The following is a 14482-nucleotide window of genomic DNA, read 5'->3' on the forward strand; positions in this document are numbered from 1 at the left end:
CTAGTCAGACCGCCCGGCCGACCCGGTCGCCGTCCAGGGTGGCCGCTCCCGCCCGTCGCGGGGCGAGGCAGTCGCCGACCCGGTGCACCTCCAGGCCGCTGTCGCGCAGCGCCGTCCACAGCTCGTCGTCGGCCCGGGCGGGTGCCGCGACCACGATCCGGTCGACGGTGCGCTCCTCGACCGCGCCGGTGGGGTGGTGCAGCAGCCGCACGGTGCGGCCGTCGACCGCGGTGACCAGCCGCTCCGTCGTCCGCCGGATGTCCAGCGCGGCTGCCCGCCGCTCCCAGCCGGGCCGGTCGAGGGTGAGCCCGAGGTCCTGGCCGACGACCATCGCCGCGGTGACCACCTCGACGGTGCAGCCGCGGCCGGCGAGCAGCTCGGCGACCGAGGTCGCCGCGGCGGCGCCGAGGTCGTCGACGACGAGGACGGCACCGGTCGGCTGCGCGGCGCCGGTGAGCACGTCGCGGACGTCGACCACCCGGGCGCTCGTGCCGGCCCACTCCGGCCGCACGGGACGGGCGCCGGTGGCGAGGACGACGACGTCCGGCGCGTCGGCGAGCACGGCTTCCGCGGTCGCTCGCACGCCGGTGCGGACCGCCACCCCCGAGCGGGCGCACTCGGCGGCGAGGTCGTCGACCAGCGGGCGCAGCCCGTCCCGTCCGGGGGCGGACGCCGCGACCCGGATCGCACCGCCGGTGCGGTCGGCCTGCTCCCACAGGGTGACCGCGTGCCCGCGGGCGGCGGCGGTCGCGGCGGCGCGCAACCCGGCCGGGCCGCCGCCGATGACGAGCACCCGGCGGCGGCGCCGCGGGAGCGGCAGCGGCGCCTCGCGGCCGGCCCGCGGGTTGACGACGCAGCCCAGCGGCCGGTTCAGGCCCACCCGGCCGACGCAGTCGGAGTTGCAGCCGAGGCAGCGGCGGATCTCGCCGTCCCGCCCGCCGACCGCCTTGGCGGCGAACCGGGGGTCGGCGATCTGGGCGCGGACGGCACCGACCAGGTCGCAGTCGCCGGCAGCCAGCGCCTGCTCCGCCTGCGCCGGCGTGAGGAAGCGGCCGACGCCGATCACCGGGACGCCGACGGCGGCGCGGACGGCCGCGGACAGGTACCGGGCGTACCCGGGTGGGGTGGTCATCGGGGGGACGACGCGGTCGAGGGTCGCCGTCGCCACGCCGACCGTGGTGCTGACGTAGTCCACCAGGCCGCGGTCGGTGAGCAGCCGCGCGGTGGCCACCGCCTCCTCCAGCGTCGTCCCGCCGTCCAGGCCCTCCTCGTCGGCGAGCCGGACACCGAGGGCGCGGCCGGGCCCGAGCGCCTCGCGGACGGCGGTGAGCACCTCGACGAGGAAGCGGACGCGGTGCTCGAGCGGGCCGCCGTAGCGGTCGGTGCGCCGGTTGGTGGCGCGGGAGAGGAACTGGCGCGCCAGCGCGGACTGCGAGCCCTGCACCTCCACGCCGTCGAACCCGGCCGCGGCGCACCGGGCGGCGACGTCGGCGTAGCCGGCGACCAGCCGGGCGATGTCGGCGGTGGTGGCCTCGCGCGGCACCTCGCGGAACAGCGGGTCGGGCACCGGGGAGGGCGCGGTGACCGGGGTCCGGGTGTGCAGCGAGTCGGACTGGCCGCCGTTGTGGTTGACCTGGGCGAACACCGGCACGCCGTGCGCGTGGACGGCGTCGGCGACCCGTCGCAGCCCGGGCAGGACAGCGGGGTCGTAGCCGTGGACCAGCTTCTCGTAGGGCCGGTCGGCGGGGTCGGTGGCCAGTTCTTCCGTGATCACCAGCCCGGCGCCGCCGGCCGCGCGGGCCGCGTAGTAGGCGGCGTGCCGGTCGGTGGAGCGGCCGTCGACGGCGTAGTTCGTCAGGTGGGCCGGGAAGACGATCCGGTTGGGCAGCGTCACCGGCCCGACCCGGAACGGCGCCGTGAGGTGTCGCATGCATCCCTCCTCCTGCCGGACCGGCTCCCCCCCAGGACGGTAGGAACTCCCACGACGGTGCCCGGACACGGCTCTGCTGGGTGATCATCCCCGTGTGCGGACAGCAGCGGGCCAGGTCGCGGTGGCAGCCGGCGCGGTCGTCGGGGTGGCGCTGGTGGCGGTCATCCTGTTCCTCGCGACCTTCGACGGCCGCAGGCTCATCGACCTCGGCGCCTGGGTCGGGGCGGAGGACCCGTGGCGGCAGTCGATGGTGCCGAACGCCCGCTGGGCCACCGACGAGCTGTGCGACGCCGACCTGCCGTGCACCCAGGCCGTGCAGTCGGACACGCTGACGATGTACCGGTTCCTCGACCGGGACCACGCCGTGGCAGCGGCCCGCCGCTTCGCCGGGGAGTCCTACCTGTCCGGGTGGATCGTCGTCCGGTTCGAACCGGGCCGGCTGACCGCGGCGGAGCGCAGCGAGTTCGCCATCGGCTTGGACTGCATGCACGTGGGGACCACCGAGGACGGCGTCGAGTGCTGACCGCCGTCGGGAGAGACTCGCGGGCATGGCCCCTCGACGCTGCCCCTGCGGGACCGGCCTGGCCTACGCGGAGTGCTGCGGCCGGCTGCACGACGGCACCGCGACGGCGGCGACCGCCGAGCAGCTGATGCGCTCGCGGTACAGCGCCTTCGCTCTCGGGGACGCCGGCTACCTCCTCGACACCTGGCACCCGGCGACGCGACCGCCATCGCTGGAGCTCGACCCGACGGTGCGGTGGACCGGCCTGGACGTGCTGGCCGTGGCGGACGGCGGGCTGCTCGCCGCGGAGGGCACGGTCGAGTTCCGGGCCTCGTACCGGCACGAGGGCCGGACCGGCAGCCAGCACGAGGTCAGCCGCTTCGCACGTGTCGACGGCGCCTGGCGGTACCTCGACGCAGTGTGAGCGCGGGGCGACGGCGTCCGCGCACGCCCCGACTCTCGCGCCGTTGTCCCCGCTGTCGCGCTGGTGCAACGGCGCGAGAGCGGGGTGAACCGCGCGAGGGTCGGCGGGTTCCGCCGTGGGGGAGCGGTGGGGACGGTCCGTCATCGCTCCCGCGCGTGTGTCGGGCCACGGCGTCCTGGGCAGGAGGTGGGCGACACCGGATCGCGCACGACGAGAGGACGAGATGAGCGCCGAGGACACCCGCAAGGTCGCCGAGCTGCTGAAGGGCGAGAGGTTCGGCTTCCTCACGACGACCACTCCCGAAGGCAAGCTGACCAGTCGCCCGATGACGCTGCAGGAGGTCGAGTTCGACGGCGACCTGTGGTTGTTCGCCGAGCGCAGCGCCCCCTGGCTGGCCCACATCGCCGCCTCGCCGCAGGTCAACGTCGGCGCGGGCTCCGGCGGCAACTGGATCTCCCTCACCGGTCACGCTGCGGTGGTCTCCGACGTGGCCAAGAAGAAGGAGCTGTGGAACAGCGGCGTCGAGGCCTGGCTGCCGCAGGGCCCGGAGGACCCGTCGGTCGTGCTGGTCAAGGTCGACGGCGACTCGGCGGAGTACTGGGACAGCCCCGGCAACCGGCTGGCCACCGCGTTCAGCTTCGTGAAGGCCAAGGCCACCGGCGACAAGCCCGACACCGGCGAGCACGCCAAGGTCGACCTCTGAGCGACCGCGGGTGCGGCGGCCCGGCGGCCGCCGCACCCGCCCGCTACGGGTCCGCCAGCAGCGTCTGAGCCGCGCGCCGGCCCTCCAGCACCGCCTCGAGCACGGTGCGCGGCGCGACGGCGTCCCCGGCCGCCAGCGCCCCGGCCGGGACGTCCCCGGGCAGCGGCGGGCCGGCGTCCACCAGAACGGCGCACGCCACGCGGCGCTCCGTACCGGTCCAGCGGTCGGCCAGCACCGCCACCCCGTCGGCCACCGCACGCAGCACCGACGACGTCTCCCGCCGCACCCCGGCCCGCGCCAGCCGCGCGTTGGCCGGGCCCAGGTCGCCGCCCAGCCGGACGCCGGCGACCTCGTCCGGCGTCACCAGCGCGACCTCCCGGCCGGCCGCGGCGAGCAGCTCGGCCACCCCGACCCCGACCGGCCCCCCGACGGGGTCGTCCACGACGACCGGGCCGGGCGGCAGCGCCGCGCCCGCCAGCACGTCGGCGGCGGTCACCCCGTCGCGCGGCCGGGCGCCGGTCGCCACCACGTCACCGGACCGGGCTCCGGTCCCGAGCTCCACCCGCACCCCCGACCGCACCACCTCCCCGGCCAGCCACACCGCGAGGTCGGCGAACCGCGCCCGCCCCGGCAGCGCCGCGACCGACCACAGCGCACCGCCGAGCCGGTCCGCACGCTCCACCAGCCGGACGTCGGCGCCGGCGGCCGCCAGCACCCGCGCCGCCTCGAGCCCCGCCGGCCCGCCGCCGACGACGGTCACCCGCCGCCCCGCACCGTCCGGCAGGGCCTCTCCCCCGGACGGGTCGGCGACGCAGCTGACCAGCGGGTTGCGGACGTCGCGCACCTGGCAGGCCTGGTTGCACAGCGTGCACGGCCGCACCGGGACGCCGGCCCGCGCCCTGGCCACCAGGTCGGCGTCGGCGATCTGCGCGCGGGTCATCTCCACCGCGTCGGCCGCCCCGTCGTCCAGCGCCCGCTGCGCGGCACCGACGTCGACCACCGAGCCCTGCAGCACGACCGGCGTCCCGCCCGCGGCCGCCCGCACCGCGCGGGTCAGGTCGGCGTTGAAGCCGGGCGGCGTGTGGCCGTCGGGCCGGTACGACGACGCGGCCAGGCCACTCCCCCGGACGACGACCAGCAGGTCGGCCAGCGGAGCCAGCCCACGGACGTGCTGCACGGCGAGGGACGGCGTGATCCCCGCCCACGGCGCCTCCTCGTCGCAGGACAGCCGCAGGGCGAGCACCCGGCCGGGCCCGAGCTCGGTGCGGACCGCGGCCAGCACCTCGCGCAGCAGCCGCGTCCGGTCGACGCCGTACGCGTCGGTGCGCAGGTTGGTCAGGCCGGAGAGGAACTGGCGCAGCAGCGAGCGGGCGCCCGCGTCGACCTCCACCCCGTCGACGCCCGCGTCCACCGCGACCCGGGCGGACGCCGCGAAGCCGGTGACCAGCGCGTCGACGTCCGCCTGCTCCATCTGAACCGGCACCTCGCGGGTGACGACGTCGGGCACGGCGGACGGCGCCCACAGCGCGGTCTGCGCGTAACCGGAGCTGCCCTGCGCGCCGGTGTGCCCGAGCGAGGCCAGCACCAGCGCGCCGTGCGGGCGGCAGGCGGCGACGACGTCCGCCCAGCCCGGACCGCACTCTGCGGCGAGCGGCGCCCGCTCGTAGGGGTGGTCGGAAGGGTGCACCGACGCGGTCTCGGGGACGACGATCCCGCAGCCGCCCGCGGCCCGGCGCGCGTAGTACGCGACGTGCCGCTCCGAGAGCGCCCGACCGCGGCCCAGGTTGGTCTCGTGCGGGCCGAACAGCACCCGGGAGGGCGCCGTCCGGCCCGCCAGGACCAGCGGGCCGAGCAGCGAGTTCAGCGCAGGTCGAGCCCGGCCAGCGGCGACTCGTCGCAGAGCTTCGCCGGGGCCTTCGGGATCGACGGCATGCCGAGCAGCGTCGGCTGGCCGCGCACCGGCCCGGTGTGCGAGTGGTCCACGGAACTGCGCGGGGTGAGCAGCTCCAGGTCACGGGCGGCCAGCGCGCTCTCGCCGTAGCCCTGCACGCACTCGGGGTCGGGCCCGTCGAGCGGCAGGCCGGTGAAGAACTTCGCCGCCATGCAGCCGCCCCGGCAGGCGTCGAAGTGCGCGCACTTGGTGCACGCGCCGCCGGTCTGCGGGCTGCGCAGGTCGGCGAAGAGCTCCGACTGCTGCCACACCCGCTGGAAGCCGCCCTCGTCCCGGACGTTGCCCGCGAGGAAGTCCTCGTGGATGGCGAACGGGCAGGCGTAGACGTCGCCCACCGGGTCGATGAGGCACACCACCCGGCCGGCGCCGCAGAGGTTGAGCCCGGGCAGGGCCTCGCCGAACGCCGACAGGTGGAAGAACGAGTCGCCGGTCAGCACCTTCTCACCGTTGGCGAGCAGCCACGAGTACAGCTCGCGCTGCTGGGCCTGGGTCGGGTGCAGCTGGTCCCACACGTCGGCGCCGCGGCCGGACGGGCGCAGCCGGGTGATCCGCAGCTGGGCGCCGTAGCGGTCGGTGAGCTCCCTGAACTCGTCGAGCTGACCGGCGTTCTCCCGGGTGACGACGACGGAGACCTTGAAGTCGCGCATCCCGGCCTCGGCCAGGTTCTCCAGCGCCCGGATCGCGGTGGCGTACGAGCCGGTGCCGCGGACCCGGTCGTTGACCTCCGCGGTCGCGCCGTCGAGGGAGATCTGCACGTCGACGTAGTCGGTGCGGGCGAGCTGCTCGGCGCGCGCCCGGTCCAGCTTGACGCCGTTGGTGGAGAACTTGACACCCACGTCGTGGCCGATGGCGTAGTCGAGCAGGTGCCAGAAGTCCGGGCGGACGGTGGGCTCGCCGCCGCCGACGTTGACGTAGAAGACCTGCATCCGCTGCAGCTCGTCGATGACCGCCTCGGCCTCGGCGGTGGACAGCTCGCGCGGGTCCCGCCGTCCCGAGCTGGACAGGCAGTGCGCGCACGCCAGGTTGCAGGCGTAGGTGAGCTCCCAGGTGAGGCAGATCGGCGCGTCCAGCCCGTACTCGAACTGGTCGATCAGCCGCCCCCCGGTGGGGCGGGGAGGGGCGGCGGGTCGGGACGGCAGGACGGCGGTCATGCGGGCGGCTCCCGGAGCTCGATCATCTGGGAACGGGCGAGGTCGGCCAGCGCCCTGCGGTAGGCGGGGTGCTGGGCGGCGGGGACCCCGCACGCGACGAGGGTGGCGTCGGCGCTGGGGTGCTCGCCCAGCGACTCGACGACGGCGACCAGCGGCTTGGACTTCAGGAAGGACAGCTTCCGGTTGCCGAAGTGGTAGACCAGCGCGCCGAAGGGCTCCGGGCGCAGCGCCACGGAACGGGCCCGCCGCCAGGGCAGCGACGGGTCGAAGTCAGCGGTCGGGGCGGGCGCGGGCGCGCCGGAGCCCGGCAGTGGTGCGGCGCCGGCTCCGCTGGAGAGCTCGGCCGGCGCCGCGGCGGGGGCGTCGATCAGTACACCCCGCACATGCCGTCGATGGAGACCTCCTCGACGAGGGACTCCTCGACCAGGGTCTCCTCGACCGCGGGGGTCTCTCCGGCCTGGGTGTCGTCGCTCTCGGGCATGGCGCCTCCTGTGATCTGGGTTACGCGGTGCGGGGGAGGTTAGTGACACCCAGTGCCACCGGGCAACAGCGTCCCTGCGCCGCAGCGCGCCGTCCCCCGGTCGCCCGTGGCGCAAGATGGGGCGGTGACCGAGGCGCCCGTGGACGTGCGTGCGGACACCCGCGCCCGCCTCCAGCAGGCGGCCCTGGAGCTGTTCACGCGCACCGGCTTCGAGCAGGTCACGGCCGACGAGATCGCCGACGCCGCGGGCACCAGCCGGCGCACCTTCTTCCGCTGCTTCGCGACCAAGGCCGACGCGGTGTGGGGCGAGTTCGGCGCGCACGTCGCCCGGCTCGAGCGGCTGCTGGCGGCCACGCGGGAGGACCAGCCGGTGCTGGCCTCGATCTGCGCGGCCTACGTCGAGGTCAACGACTACGCCGACGGCGACCTGCCGATCCTGCGGCAGCGGATGGCGCTGATCCTGGGCGAGCCGGCGTTGCAGGCGCACGCGCAGGTGCGCTACGCCGACGTCGACCGGGTGGTCGCCGAGCACGTCGCCCGCCGCCTCGGCCAGACGCCGGACGCCCTGCTCCCCCGGCTGGTCGCGACGAGCACCCGGGCGGCGGCGACCACTGCCTTCGAGGTCTGGCTGGCCGACGGGACGACGACGCTCGCCGCGGCCCTGCACGCGGCCTTCGACCAGCTCGCGCTCGGCTTCCCCGACCTCCGCCCGCCGTCCGCGTAGCGCCGTCCCGGTGATCAGGTGAGCTGATCACCGGGGCTCCTGGCTCACCACCGGTCGTGCGCCAGGAGCCCGGACGGTGAGCCCGGATGCGTCGGGACCAAGGCGACGCAGCACCCTCTCCGGTCGGGCAGGAGCACCTCCCCGGGCGGGCCGACCTGCTCTTCCGGACGGCCGGTTCCTCCCCGCCACCCCTGCCGTGACGTGTGACCCCGCTCATACCGTCCGCGCCGACGACTCCCCCGCCGGCAGCAGGAAGGACCCCCCGCCATGAAGGTCGAAGAACTCCTCAAGCCCTTCCCCATCAAGGAGTTCCACCCGTTCCCCCGGGCCCTGATGGGCCCCGGCGCGCACGAGATCATCGGCCCCGAGGCGCTCAAGCTGGGCTTCAAGCGCACGCTGATCATGACGTCGGGCCTGCGCGGCACCGACATCGTGGACAAGATCGCCGAGTCCATGCGCTACCACGGCCTCGAGGTCGTCGTGTACGACAAGGTCGAGTCGAACCCCAAGGACTACAACGTCATGGACGCCGTGGCGATGTACCAGGAGAACGAGTGCGACAGCTTCGTCTCGATCGGCGGCGGGTCCAGCCACGACGCCTGCAAGGGCGCGCGCATCTCGGTGGCCCACGACGGCCGCAGCGTCAACGAGTTCGAGGGCTTCAACCAGAGCGAGAACCCGAAGAACCCGCCGCACATCGCCGTCTCCACCACGGCCGGCACCGGCTCGGAGACCAGCTGGGCCTACGTCATCACCGACACCACGACCGACCCGGACAACCCGCACAAGTACGTCGCGTTCGACGACACCTCGGTGACGACGCTGGCGATCGACGACCCGGTCCTCTACTACGACTGCCCGGTCGACTACACCGCCCAGTGCGGCTTCGACGTCCTCGCCCACGCCAGCGAGCCCTACGTGTCGCGGCTGAACTTCGCACCCTCGCTGGGCAACGCGCTGTACGCCATCAAGCTGACCTCCCAGCACCTGCGCCAGGCGGTGTGGAACGGCCAGGACCTCGGCGGCCGCGAGGGGATGATGTACGCCCAGTACATCGCCGCCCAGGCGTTCAACTCCGGGGGCCTCGGCATCATCCACTCGATCAGCCACGCGGTGAGCGCCTTCTACGACACCCACCACGGGCTGAACAACGCCGTCGCGCTGCCCCGCGTGTGGGCGTTCAACATGCCGACGCAGTACCAGCGGTTCGCCGACATCGCCGAGGCCATGGGCGTCGACACGCACGGCATGACCGCCCCCCAGGCCGCCGACGCCGCACTCGCCGCAGCCATCCGGCTGCTGCGCGACGTCGGCATCCCGGAGAAGTTCACCGACGTCACCCAGGACAGCTACTCGAAGAACCGGCTGGGCCAGGGCCCGACCAGGTTCTACGAGAACGCCCCGGTCATCGCCGGCGACGACAAGGACGTCGACCGGATCACCAACCACGTCCTCGGCGACGCCTGCACCCCGGGCAACGCCAAGGAGTGCACGTTCGAGACCGTCCGCCCGGTGGTCGAGCACTGCATGACCGGCGACCTGGACGACCTCCTCAGCTGAGCCGTCACCGACCCAGGGGCGGGGCGGTCCCCCTGCCGCCCCGCCCCTGTCCTCTACGCCCAGGAGTCCTGCGTGACCGTCCAGCCCGTGCCCTCCGCCGCCGCCCCCTCCCCCGACTTCGAGTCCCCCGACGACGTCGCCCGCGCCTTCGCCGAGCACGGCTACATCGCCGACCGCCGGCTGGCGACGACGACCTTCGTGATGTCCCGCCTGGCCAAGCCGCTGCTGCTCGAGGGGCCGGCCGGCGTCGGCAAGACCGAGCTGGCCAAGACGCTGGCCGCGGCCACGGGGCGCCGGCTGCTGCGCCTGCAGTGCTACGAGGGCCAGGACGAGACCAAGGCCCTCTACGAGTGGGACTACGGCAAGCAGCTGCTCTACACCCAGATCCTGCGGGACAAGGCCGCCGAGCTGCTGCAGGACACCGACTCGCTGGCCGACGCCGTCGACAAGATAGCCGGCGCCGACAGCGCGTTCTTCAACGAGCGCTTCCTCGCCCCCCGGCCCCTGCTGGAGGCGGTGCGCTCCGAGGAGCCGGTCGTGCTGCTGGTCGACGAGGTCGACCGTGCGGACGAGGCCCTGGAGGCGGTGCTGCTGGAGATGCTCGCCGAGTACCAGGTGTCGGTGCCCGAGATCGGCACGTTCGTCGCGAAGTACGCGCCCTACGTCGTCCTGACCTCGAACAACACCCGCGACCTGTCCGCGGCGCTCAAGCGGCGCTGCCTGCACCTGTTCCTCGAGTACCCCGACGCCGACCGTGAACTGGAGATCCTGCGGTCCAAGGACACCGGCCTGGACGACGCCGCGGCCCAGCGGCTGGTGCAGATCGTGCGCGGGCTGCGCGGCCTGGACCTGCGCAAGGCCCCCAGCATCTCCGAGACCATCGACTGGGCGCGCACCCTGGCCGTCCTGGGCGTGAGCGAGCTGGACGCCCAGGTGCTCGGGGACACCGTCTCCGTCGTCGCCAAGTACGAGCGCGACGTGCAGCGCTCACGCGAGGCGCTGCCCCGGCTGGTCGACCCGAACGCGACGGTGCCGGCGTCCCTGGACCACGGCCACCCGCACGGGCCCGGCCACACTCACGCGCACGGGTCGCACACCCACGGCGGGCACACCCACGACCACGACCACGAGGACGACGGCCCCCGGGTGCGGGCGGCGAAGGACACCCCCGGCCGGCACGACGACTCCTTCGGCGCCCGCGGCGGCCCCGCGGACGCGCCGGCCGCTCCGCGGGAGGTCCGCAGCGGGCAGGGCGCCCGGTCCTTCGCCGCCAACCGCGGCGGCGCGCGGCGGCGGCCGGTCTGACGTGGAGGGCGCCCTGCACCGGTTCATCCGGCTGCTGCGACTGCGCGGGATGCGGATCTCGACGGCGGAGGCGATCGACGCCTACGCCGCGGCGACCGCCGTCGGCGTCAGCGACCGGGCGGCGCTGGAGGCGGCGCTCGGCGCGGCACTGCTCAAGGACCGCCGGGACGCCGAGGTCTTCGCCGACACCTTCGCCCGCTTCTTCGCCCTGCGCGCGGTCGTCGAGACCGACGAGGGCCACGGGCACGCGCACGACGACCTGGCCGACACCGGCGCGCTGACGAGGATGACCTGGTCGCCGGATCCGGACGCGGAGGTGCAGGAGGGGCACAGCCACGGCAAGCCGGTCGACATCAAGGAGTTCTTCAAGGCCGAGGACCTGGCCACCCAGTACAACCTGCACCAGGAGGCCAACAAGGTCGACCTGGCCTCGCTGACCCAGCAGATCGTGCTGTCGTCGGAGAGCAGCGGCGGGCCGATGGACGACGCGCAGAAGGTGCAGCTGGAGGTCACCCGGCTGCACGACCCGGGGCTGCCCGGCGAGCTGGTGCGCGGCGGGGGCACCCAGCTGGACCTGGAGCTGTCGGTGGCCCAGCAGCAGGCGCTGCGCGACTGGCTGGCCGACCCGGTCGGCGACCTGGACCCCGAGGTGGCCGAGGCGCTGCGCCGCCAGCTCGCCGGCGTGATCGAGGACCTGCCCGAGCTGCTCGCCGCGCACCTGCAGAAGCTCGCCGAGATGACCGGCATGGCGATCGAGGAGCGGGAGCTCGCGCGGGCGCCCGTGGAGAAGGTGACCGAGGCCGAGCGGGCGCGGATCGAGGAGTCGCTGCGCCGGCTGGCCACCTCGCTGCACGGCGGGCTGACCCACAAGAAGCGGCAGTCCCCGCGCGGCCGGGTCGACGTGGCCCGCACGATGCGGCGCAACCTCAAGTACGACGGCGTCCCGTTCCGGCCGGTCACCACCCGGCTGGCCGAGGACAAGCCCCGGCTGGTCGTGGTCGCCGACGTGAGCCTCTCGGTGCGGACGACGGCCCGTTTCACGCTGCACGTCGTCCACGCGCTGCAGGACCTGTTCGCGCAGGTGCGCACCTTCGCGTTCGTGGACGACGTCGTCGAGATCACCGACCTGTTCGACGAGCACCCGCTGGAGCACGCGCTGGGCCTGGTGTTCGGCGGCGACGTGATCGACGTCGACGCCTCCAGCGACTACGGCTCGGTGTTCGCCACGCTCGCCGCCGACCACTCGGGGGCCTTCACCCGGCGCTCGACCCTGCTGGTGCTCGGCGACGGCCGCGGCAACGGCAACGCCCCGCGCCTGGACGTCTTCGCCGACCTCTCCCGGCGGGTGCGCGAGACGATCTGGCTGACCCCCGAGCCGAAGTACTCGTGGGCGCTCGGCGGCTGCGACCTGCCCGCCTACGCGGAGAGCTGCGACCGGGTGGAGGTCATCCGCGACCACTCGGGGCTGGAGACCTGGGCGACCGACGTCGTCACCCGCGCCGCCTCGCGCTGATCCATCAGTCCTCGCAGAGCGACGTCCCGAAGTGGCAGGCCACGACGGCCGGCGTGTCCACGGGACGGCCGGCGTCGATGGCGTGGGCCAGCCGGACGAAGCCGGCGTGGGACCAGGACAGCGGCGTCGCGGAGAACGTCGGCTCCCCCGGCTCGAACTCCGGCCCCTCGGCCGACGGCGGCTGGTCGTCCCACACCTGCTCGGCCATGAACAGCGACTCGTCGTCGGCCGAGCGGGCCATCGCGTCCAGCCGCTCCTGGGGCGGGGCAGCGACGGCGGCACCGGGCACCAGCTCGTACTCGCCGCGCTCCCCGGTCAGCAGCGGCCAGCCGCGGCCGATCGTCTCCCGCGAGCCCGGGTCGACCGGCTCCCACTGGGTGCCGTCGGCCTTCTCCCCGTAGCCGTCGAAGCTCGACCGGTGCCAGAACCGGCCGTTGGCGGTGTCGTAGCCCAGCCGCTCGTCGATCAGCCGCAGCGTGTTCTGCACGACCGGGTCGTCGGCCGGCACGATGCCGAGCCGGACCAGGTCCAGGAAGCTGGGGTCGAGCACCTCCCGCTGGTCGACCAGCGGGCCGCCGTCGGCGATCTGGATCTGCGTGCCGGCATCGGCGTCGCCGTCGGCGGTGATCCGCAGGTGGTACGGCTCGGCCGACAGCGGGCCGGTGGTGGTCACCGTCCACTCCGCCAGGCCGGCGCGCCACTCGTCGGCCGTGGCGAGGTAGGTGTCGGCCCGGGCGCCGTCGCCGTTGGCCCGCGCGATGTCGGCCGCGGTGACCAGGCCGGCGATCTCCGCGGCGATGGTGTTCGGCGACCACCCGCCCAGGTTCTCCCACCGCTCCTGCTCGGTGGCCGGCCCCTCGGCCACCAGGAAGTCGGCCGACAGCCGCACCCGCTCCCAGTCCTCGGGCCCGGTGCGGCCGAGCTGCCAGGCGAGCACGATCGGCAGGGCGACCTCGTCCATCTGCAACCCGCCGAACACCGGCTCACCGTCGAGCCGCGCGTTCTGCGGGAACGACCCGTCGGGGCGCTGCTGCACCGTCCACAGGTGGTCCAGGGCCCGCTCGGCGGCCGCGACGTCACCCATCGCGATCAGGGCGGTCGCGTGCTGGTACAGGTCGCGCGACCAGACCGCGTGGTAGACGGGGAGGTGCTGCAGCTCGTTCGCCCACGCCCACGGCCGGCCCGGGGAGGCGACGAAGCCCCCGCGCACGGTCTTGTCCTCCGACGCCGCGATCACCATCGCCGAGACGTCGTACTCCGTGCGCCACTGGGCGACGCTGGCCGGGGCGGGGGCGAGGGCGTCGAGGTAGTCGTGCCAGCCCGCGGAGTAGGCGGCAAGCGCCGAGTCGAAGCCGCGGCCCAGGGCCTGGTCGGCGGCCTGCACGGCGTCGTCCTCCGTCGTCCCGAAGCCGAGCGACAGGGTGAGCCCCTGCCCGCCGTCCAGCCCGGTCAGGCCGGTCCGCCCGATCTGGACGACGTTGCCGGGGGTCGGCGCGTCCCAGGCGTCGTCGAGGACGAAGTCCGCGCGCAGGTCGGACCAGCCGTCGCTGCGCTCGAGGTAGCCGCTGGACGTCCCGGTGAGGCCGCCCGAGGCGGTGACGGCACTGCTCAGCGCACCGTCGGTGGCCAGCAGCCGCCCATCAGCGGAGCGGCCGGTGTCGTCGTTGGCGTTGAGGCCCAGACCGACGTCGTGCAGCACGTACACCTGGTACGGCTGCCCGTCGAGGGACTCGAAGCGGACGTCGACGAGCACCGCGGCCCGGTCGGGGTCGGTGGTGTAGGTCTTGGTGATCCGGTACCGGCCGCTGGTCGCGGTGTTGACCTGCCGGTAGACCAGGGCGCGGGGATCGACCAGCTCGACGACGGAGTCGGTGTCCTCGTCCTCCCGGTCGGCGAACGTGGTGCCGTCGGTGACGACGAACTGCGTGTCCCGCGAGCTCTGCGTGTCGATCCGCGGGGCGAAGACCTCGCTGAGGGTCCCGTCCTCGAGCGTGTACCAGACCGTGCTGTCGAGAGCGCCGATCGCCGTCCCGAAGCCGTCCTTGTCCCCCGGTGCCCAGGTCGCAGCGGCGCCGGGGTAGCCCGGCGCCGGAGGCGCGGCCTGCGCTCCCGCCATCCCGACCCCGCCGCTCAGCACGAGGACGCCGGCGACGGCGGCCGCGCCGAGGGCCGCACGCGCCGGCACCCGGCGCTGCCTGCCATGGCGCACGTCTCCGCAGATCACCGGCCGTTCCTCCG

The 14482-nt window shown here is 74.7% G+C and carries 13 protein-coding genes; 7 read left to right on the forward strand and 6 right to left on the reverse strand.

All coding sequences use genetic code 11. The annotated features are described in order from the left end of the window. Positions 1–4: 4 nt before the first annotated feature. Positions 5–1930 (reverse strand): mycofactocin system FadH/OYE family oxidoreductase 2, encoded by a 1926-nt coding sequence (locus BLR12_RS11010; RefSeq protein WP_091377562.1) that lies wholly within the window; start codon positions 1928–1930, stop codon positions 5–7. Between the two features lie 94 nt (positions 1931–2024). On the opposite strand from BLR12_RS11010, the gene BLR12_RS11015 reads away from it, so the two are divergent. The 3 genes from BLR12_RS11015 (at position 2025) to BLR12_RS11025 (ending at position 3559) form a co-directional block, all read left to right on the forward strand. Continuing rightward, positions 2025–2453: an SPOR domain-containing protein gene (locus BLR12_RS11015; protein ID WP_143018757.1), complete on the forward strand. Its 429-nt coding sequence runs from the start codon at positions 2025–2027 to the stop codon at positions 2451–2453. A 25-nt stretch (positions 2454–2478) separates the two neighbouring features. Next, a complete protein-coding gene (locus BLR12_RS11020) occupies positions 2479–2856 on the forward strand; it encodes a YchJ family protein (protein WP_091377566.1) in 378 nt (125 codons plus the stop codon). Between the two features lie 223 nt (positions 2857–3079). Continuing rightward, complete coding sequence (locus tag BLR12_RS11025; protein ID WP_091377572.1) at positions 3080–3559, forward strand: pyridoxamine 5'-phosphate oxidase family protein; 480 nt, start codon at positions 3080–3082, stop codon at positions 3557–3559. A 43-nt stretch (positions 3560–3602) separates the two neighbouring features. Here BLR12_RS11025 and BLR12_RS11030 read toward each other — a convergent pair whose 3' ends face one another. From BLR12_RS11030 to mftA, 4 genes are read right to left on the reverse strand one after another with little or no spacing between them, the layout of a single operon-like run. Then, a complete protein-coding gene (locus BLR12_RS11030; RefSeq protein WP_369803442.1) occupies positions 3603–5459 on the reverse strand; it encodes a mycofactocin system FadH/OYE family oxidoreductase 1 in 1857 nt (618 codons plus the stop codon). After that, the gene (gene mftC / locus BLR12_RS11035) at positions 5420–6661 is read right to left on the reverse strand and encodes a mycofactocin radical SAM maturase (RefSeq protein WP_091377577.1); all 1242 of its coding nucleotides are present in this window, start codon (positions 6659–6661) and stop codon (positions 5420–5422) included. Before mftC ends, BLR12_RS11030 begins: the two co-directional genes overlap by 40 nt. Next, on the reverse strand, positions 6658–7044 hold the full coding sequence (gene mftB, locus BLR12_RS11040) for a mycofactocin biosynthesis chaperone MftB (protein WP_255363425.1): 387 nt from the start codon (positions 7042–7044) through the stop codon (positions 6658–6660). The genes mftC and mftB overlap by 4 nt, the downstream gene beginning before the upstream one ends. Next, entirely contained in the window at positions 7029–7142 is a 114-nt protein-coding gene (gene mftA / locus BLR12_RS11045) for a mycofactocin precursor MftA (protein ID WP_091377580.1), read from the reverse strand. The genes mftB and mftA overlap by 16 nt, the downstream gene beginning before the upstream one ends. Positions 7143–7266: 124 nt before the next feature. Here mftA and mftR point away from each other — a divergent pair, with 124 nt between their 5' ends. The 4 genes from mftR (at position 7267) to BLR12_RS11065 (ending at position 12244) form a co-directional block, all read left to right on the forward strand. After that, a complete protein-coding gene (gene mftR / locus BLR12_RS11050) occupies positions 7267–7866 on the forward strand; it encodes a mycofactocin system transcriptional regulator (protein ID WP_255363426.1) in 600 nt (199 codons plus the stop codon). Between the two features lie 267 nt (positions 7867–8133). Then, on the forward strand, positions 8134–9426 hold the full coding sequence (mdo, locus tag BLR12_RS11055) for an NDMA-dependent methanol dehydrogenase (protein ID WP_091377583.1): 1293 nt from the start codon (positions 8134–8136) through the stop codon (positions 9424–9426). 72 nt (positions 9427–9498) lie between these two features. Next, positions 9499–10731 (forward strand): AAA family ATPase, encoded by a 1233-nt coding sequence (locus BLR12_RS11060; RefSeq protein ID WP_255363427.1) that lies wholly within the window; start codon positions 9499–9501, stop codon positions 10729–10731. A gap of 1 nt (position 10732) precedes the next feature. Next, entirely contained in the window at positions 10733–12244 is a 1512-nt protein-coding gene (locus BLR12_RS11065) for a VWA domain-containing protein (RefSeq protein ID WP_091377585.1), read from the forward strand. A gap of 4 nt (positions 12245–12248) precedes the next feature. Here the strand turns inward: BLR12_RS11065 and BLR12_RS11070 are convergent, their stop codons facing one another. Next, entirely contained in the window at positions 12249–14468 is a 2220-nt protein-coding gene (locus BLR12_RS11070) for a glycoside hydrolase family 15 protein (protein ID WP_218120625.1), read from the reverse strand. Between the last annotated feature and the right edge of the window lie 14 nt (positions 14469–14482).

Origin of the sequence: Geodermatophilus sp. DSM 45219, assembly GCF_900104025.1 — a bacterium.
Taxonomy (GTDB): Bacteria; Actinomycetota; Actinomycetes; order Mycobacteriales; family Geodermatophilaceae; genus Geodermatophilus.

Bases quoted from the DNA above. Each gene is read 5' to 3' on its own strand.
- BLR12_RS11025 (WP_091377572.1), top strand. From the start codon at position 3,080: ATGAGCGCCGAGGACACCCGCAAGGTCGCCGAGCTGCTGAAGGGCGAG.
- mftA (WP_091377580.1), bottom strand. From the start codon at position 7,142: ATGCCCGAGAGCGACGACACCCAGGCCGGAGAGACCCCCGCGGTCGAG.
- mftC (WP_091377577.1), bottom strand. From the start codon at position 6,661: ATGACCGCCGTCCTGCCGTCCCGACCCGCCGCCCCTCCCCGCCCCACC.
- BLR12_RS11010 (WP_091377562.1), bottom strand. From the start codon at position 1,930: ATGCGACACCTCACGGCGCCGTTCCGGGTCGGGCCGGTGACGCTGCCC.
- BLR12_RS11020 (WP_091377566.1), top strand. From the start codon at position 2,479: ATGGCCCCTCGACGCTGCCCCTGCGGGACCGGCCTGGCCTACGCGGAG.
- mdo (WP_091377583.1), top strand. From the start codon at position 8,134: ATGAAGGTCGAAGAACTCCTCAAGCCCTTCCCCATCAAGGAGTTCCAC.